The sequence below is a fragment of the Streptomyces fulvoviolaceus genome (assembly GCF_000718165.1).
GTDB lineage: Bacteria > Actinomycetota > Actinomycetes > Streptomycetales > Streptomycetaceae > Streptomyces > Streptomyces fulvoviolaceus.
Genome location: NZ_JOEY01000126.1, coordinates 1 through 5024 on the forward strand (window position 1 = coordinate 1; position 5024 = coordinate 5024).

4 protein-coding genes and 1 pseudogene are annotated in these 5024 nt (G+C 70.5%); 1 reads left to right on the plus strand and 4 read right to left on the minus strand.

Features of this window, described 5'->3' with window-relative positions:
• Positions 1 to 297: 297 nt before the first annotated feature.
• The gene (locus IG08_RS0152910) at positions 298 to 1491 is read left to right on the plus strand and encodes a N(5)-(carboxyethyl)ornithine synthase (protein ID WP_052425354.1); all 1194 of its coding nucleotides are present in this window, start codon (positions 298 to 300) and stop codon (positions 1489 to 1491) included.
• A gap of 171 nt (positions 1492 to 1662) precedes the next feature.
• Here IG08_RS0152910 and IG08_RS60520 read toward each other — a convergent pair whose 3' ends face one another.
• The 4 genes and pseudogenes from IG08_RS60520 to IG08_RS59850 form a co-directional block, all read right to left on the minus strand.
• Positions 1663 to 1857: a hypothetical protein gene (locus IG08_RS60520; RefSeq protein WP_158812421.1), complete on the minus strand. Its 195-nt coding sequence runs from the start codon at positions 1855 to 1857 to the stop codon at positions 1663 to 1665.
• An 89-nt stretch (positions 1858 to 1946) separates the two neighbouring features.
• A complete protein-coding gene (gene abc-f / locus IG08_RS0152915) occupies positions 1947 to 3605 on the minus strand; it encodes a ribosomal protection-like ABC-F family protein (RefSeq protein ID WP_030621942.1) in 1659 nt (552 codons plus the stop codon).
• A gap of 238 nt (positions 3606 to 3843) precedes the next feature.
• A pseudogene (locus IG08_RS0152920) lies at positions 3844 to 4326 on the minus strand (zinc ribbon domain-containing protein); the annotation flags it as partial.
• A 117-nt stretch (positions 4327 to 4443) separates the two neighbouring features.
• Positions 4444 to 4872 carry a hypothetical protein gene (locus IG08_RS59850; RefSeq protein WP_030621946.1) on the minus strand — a complete coding sequence of 143 codons (429 nt, stop codon included), beginning with the start codon at positions 4870 to 4872 and terminating at the stop codon, positions 4444 to 4446.
• Between the last annotated feature and the right edge of the window lie 152 nt (positions 4873 to 5024).

Below are 5024 nucleotides of genomic sequence, written 5' to 3' on the forward strand. Positions count from 1 at the left end.
CGTTCCCGGACCACGGACACGATCCGTGCCGCCGGACTGTGGAGCGAACGCGGGCAACCAGAACGCCCAACACCGTTCGGGGCGTTCGGCTGAGCATGAATCCTGGCAACAGGACTCACCCCCGCTCAGTCCTTAGGAACGGTCCAAGGACACCCCGACGGGTCGGCTCCGGGATCCGGAGGGGAGTACGGTGACGGTACCGAGCGCACTTCGCACGCCGTCATCCGTTACGGCGTCGCCCTCGGGGAACGGCAAAGGCCGGAGCATCGCGTCCGGCCGGAAGAGAGCCGCACCCGCATGAGTCTGATGAGCCTCGGAGTACTCGCCTCCTCCCGCAAGGAGAACGAGTTCCGACTGCCCTTGCACCCTGCCCACCTCGACCGGATCGCCCCGGACATACGCGAGAGGATCTTCCTCGAACAGGGCTACGGCGACCGGTTCGGCGTCGCCGACGACGCGCTGCGCCCCCTCGTGGCCGGCCTGCGCTCCCGCGAGCAACTCCTCGCCGAGTGCGACGTGTTGCTGCTGCCCAAACCCATGCACGACGACATCGCCGCGCTGCGCGAGGGTCAGGTGCTGTGGGGATGGCCGCACTGCGTACAGGACGAGAAGATGACCCAGCTCGGCATCGACCGACGGCTGACCCTCATCGCCTGGGAGGCCATGAACCACTGGACCTCCACAGGCGCCTTCAGCGTCCATGTGTTCCACAAGAACAACGAACTCGCCGGCTACTGCTCGGTGCTGCACGCCCTCCAGCTCGGCGGACTGACCGGCAGCTACGGGCGCCGCCTGCGGGCAGTGGTCATCAGCTTCGGCGCCACGGCGCGCGGCGCGGTCACGGGCCTGGGCGCCATGGGCGTCTCCGACGTCACCGTGCTCACCCAACGCGCCGCGGCAGCGGTGGCGTCACCGATGCCCTCGGTCGTGATGGGCCACTTCGAGGAGCAGGAAGACGATCCGTCGCGCCTGCAGGCAGTCACCGCGGCCGGTTCCGTGCCGCTGGCGGAGTACCTGGCCGGCTTCGACATCATCGTCAACTGCGTCCTGCAGGACACCGACGCGCCGCTGATGTTCGTCACGGACGAGGAACTCGCCCTCTTCCGGCCGGGAACCTTCTTCATCGACGTCGCCTGCGACGAGGGCATGGGCTTCGTATGGGCCCGTCCGACCACCTTCGGCGATCCGATGTTCACGGTCGGGCCGGGCTGTCACTACTACGCGGTGGATCACAGCCCGTCCCACTTGTGGAACTCGGCGACGTGGGAAATCAGCGAGGCGCTCCTGCCCTACTTGCGCAAGGTCATGAGCGGTCCCGCGGCATGGGACGCCGACGTCACGGTCAGCAAGGCCATCGAGATCCGCGACGGCGTCGTACGGAACCCGAAGATCCTCTCCTTCCAGCACCGGACGGCCGCCTACCCCCACCTCCCCGAGCCCCCGGCCCCCGCTCCCACCCCGGCGATGAGCTCCTCCGCCCGGCCGGCCTGACGAGGCAGTAGGTACGCGCTCCTCACCCCCCTCTGCTTGCACACCTGCTGGTAGACGTGCGTCGGGACCAGCCGTCACCAGTCAGCAGGAAAGGAGGGGCACCGCCTCCGGCCCGAGGAGCACCGGCGAGCCGGACAATGCGCAGCGCGGGGCGGCCGAACCGGCCGGAGCTCAGGGCGTCCTGGGTCCGGAGCGCCGCCGAGACGCGGGCGCGGCCCGGACCCGCCGGGCGGACAGGCAACCTGCGCCGGCGACCAGATACGGCGCGCCAGGAAGTTGACCGCGACGCACGCCCACTTGCCCTGCCGCGTCGACGGCGGCGGAGGCGCGGCCGGCGAGCTGTTGTGGTGTCAGGAAGGTGGTCATGGCTCCATCGTTTCCGCGGCAGTTCTGGCTGTTGGGCAGGTCGGTGCGGGGGCGCGCGGGCCGCTCGCGGCGGAGGTGAACCCGACGGGTCAGCACCTGCGGCCGGCACGCAGCTCCAGTTGCTCCCCCTCGAAGCCCTCGTGGAAGCAGCGGTCGTGCGACGCCATGACCACCGCCCCTGGGTACGCCGCGACCGCAGCCTGAAGGTCCTCGACCAGGTCGAGCGCGATGTGGTTGGTCGGCTCGTCGAGGACGAGGAGGTCCGCGGGCCGGGTCACCAGGCGGGCGATCTGCAGCCGCCGCTTCTGTCCCACGGACAGGACGGCGACCGGGACATGCAGGTCCTCCTCACGGAACAGGCCCAGTGACAGGAGCTGTTCGGCGTACTCGTCCGGCAGTCCGGGCCGTCCGGCCGCGAACGCGGCGAGCAGCGGGAGCCGCGTGGAGTGCGCGGGCAGTTCCTGCGCGAGGTAGCCGATCCGGGCAGGGCGGCGTGCCGTGCCCGCGTCCGGCTCCAGGTCGCCCGCCAGGACGCGCAGGAGCGTCGTCTTGCCCGCGCCGTTCTCGCCCGTGACCAGCAGCCGCTGTCCGGGCGCGATCGCAAGGAGCCCGTCCAGACGCAGCCGCTCGCCGACCTGTACGCCGTCGTACTCGGCGAGGGGGCCCTGGCCGGGGGCGTCCGCCGCCGACAGCACCCTCATGAAGCGGAGCGGTGCCGGCGGCTTCGCCACCGGGTTGCGCCGCAGCTGGGCCAAGCGCTCCCGGACGGAACGCACCTGCCCGCCGAGCTTCGCCTCGTGCGAGCGGCGGTGCTTGCCGAAACCCTGCTTCGGGTCGCGGCCGGTGGTGGCAAGACGCCTCCCTGCGGCCTCCAGCAGCTCCTCCATACGGGCCACCTCCTCGACCCAATCCGCATACCGCTGCTCCGCGCCGCGCCGAGCGGCGGCCTTCGCGGCGCGGTAGCCGGCCCAGCCGTCGCCGTACCGGAGCACCGTGCACGCATCCCGGTCGACCTCGAGGATCGTGGTGGCGATGCGCTCCAGGAAGCCGCGGTCGTGGGTGACCGCGACGACGGTGCCGCGATGTGCGCGCAGGTGCTCCTCCAGCCAGCGCACGGCCGCCGCGTCGAGGTGATTCGTCGGTTCGTCGAGGAGCAGCAGTTCGGGGGCGGAGGCCAGGACGCAGGCGAGCGCGAGCCGCGACTGCTCGCCGCCGGACAGCGAGCCGAGCACGCGGTCGCGGGTGATCTGGGCGAGCCCGAGCCCGAGCCCGTGCATCGCGGCATCCACGCGGGCTTCCGCCTCGTATCCGCCGCGGTCCTCGTATGCGGTCAGCAGTTCGCCGTACGCGGCGAGATCCTCTTCCGCTGCCTCGCCGAGGGACTCCTCCGCCACCCGCAACTGGCGCTCCATGTCGCGCAGTTCGGTGAGGGCGAGGTCGACGGCGTCCTGCACGGTGCAGTCCGTATCGAGGTCGAGGGTCTGGGCGAGATGTCCGGTTCCGCCGGGGGAGCTGACGGTGATCTCCCCGGCGTCCGGCATCTCGGCTTCGGCGAGCAGCCGCAGCAGGGTGGACTTGCCGGAGCCGTTCTCGCCGATGACGGCGGCCTTCTCGCCCGGACGGACGGTGAAGGAGACCTGGTCGAGGACGGTCCGGGTGCCATAGGACTTGGTGACGTCCTTGACGGACAGCTGCGCCACGGAAACGGGGGCGGCGGTGGGTATGGCGGTATGGGCGCGGTCGCGCATATGGCTTTCCCTGGGCATGCGAAGGGTCTACGGGCAGCAGAAACGGCGGCATCGGCCGTGCCCGGACTCAGACGAAGAAGAGGAAAGCCATGCCCCCACCATAACAAGACGAACCGTCTCGCCTCAACTCTGTGCGTCGCGAAGCCCGTGATCCGCAGCACCGTCGTTCATCCGGGGGCGGTGAGGTCCAGCGCTGACCAGGGCGACGGAGGCCCCGTAGCGGCGCTTGGCGTAGCCGTCACGTCGTCGTCGACCGAAGCCCGGGCCGTTCGCCGACACGCACGCAGCCAAAGGGCTCCACCACCGGGTTGAGACCTGCCCGGACCAGCATCACGCGTGCGGAGTTCTTGTCCCTGGGGGACACGGCTCCGCACGCGGTGCAGGCGTACGTTCGTTCCGAGAGAGGGAGTGCGTGCTTGGTTCTCGCTCCGCACTGCGCCCAGTCCATCGTGATGTGCGCGGGGTGGACCAGGTGCACGGCACGGCCGTGCTTGCGGCCCATCTCGATCAGAGCCTGCTGGGTGGAGCCGATCGCCACGTCGGCTTCCTTGCGCGCCACGGTGGTCCTGGCCAGGAACTTCGGCCGGAAGTCCTCCACCGCGATGGCGTCGTGGTCGCGGACTACGCCCTTGGCCCACTTGCGGCCGGTGTCCTGCCGCTGCCGGGCCACCTTCTTGCACGCCTTGGACCGCAGCTGCTTCGCTTCGCGGTAGCCCTTTGATCCTTCACCCAGGGAAAAAGACTCCGCCACAGTGCCGGGCGGAGCTCGGGAGGGGGCCCGCGAGCGGGGCGGGCGCCGACACCCCGGTTCCGGGGCAGTCGGCTTCCTCGCGGTGACTCACGTCGGCCCGGTCCGGCGCTGGTGTGCGCGGAAGTAGGCGCGGCCGGGCGGTACGTAGAGGAGGGTCACGCCGGTGCCGGAGGCGATGACGCCGAGGATGGCCCGGACCGCGTACTCCGGCTGATACAGGCCGCCCGGGTCCAGCAGCCCCCACAGCACGAACGGGCCGAGATAGAGCAGGAGCAGTGCGGCCGTCACCGTCGCCGTGACGCGGGCCTTGCGTCCGCCGCCGCAGAAGCGGACGGCCGCACCGATGGTGACGAAGAAGAGCAGGTACAGGAACTGTGTCATCTCCGGGTCGTCCAGGGCGATGGAGCAGGCGAGCAGTGCCGAAAGGATCAGCAGTACGGCGGCCGCGGTGATGTGCACGGGGCGCTGTGCCGAAGGCGGTTGCGACCAGTGGTCGTCGTGCGGTGAGCGGGTCATGCACGGGATCGTCCGCCCCAGGCTCCGGGACCGTTCCTAAGGACTGAGCGGGGGTGAGTCCTGTTGCCAGGATTCATGCTCAGCCGAACGCTCCGAACGGTGTTGGGCGTTCTGGTTGCCCGCGTTCGCTCCGCGGTCCGGCGGCACGGATC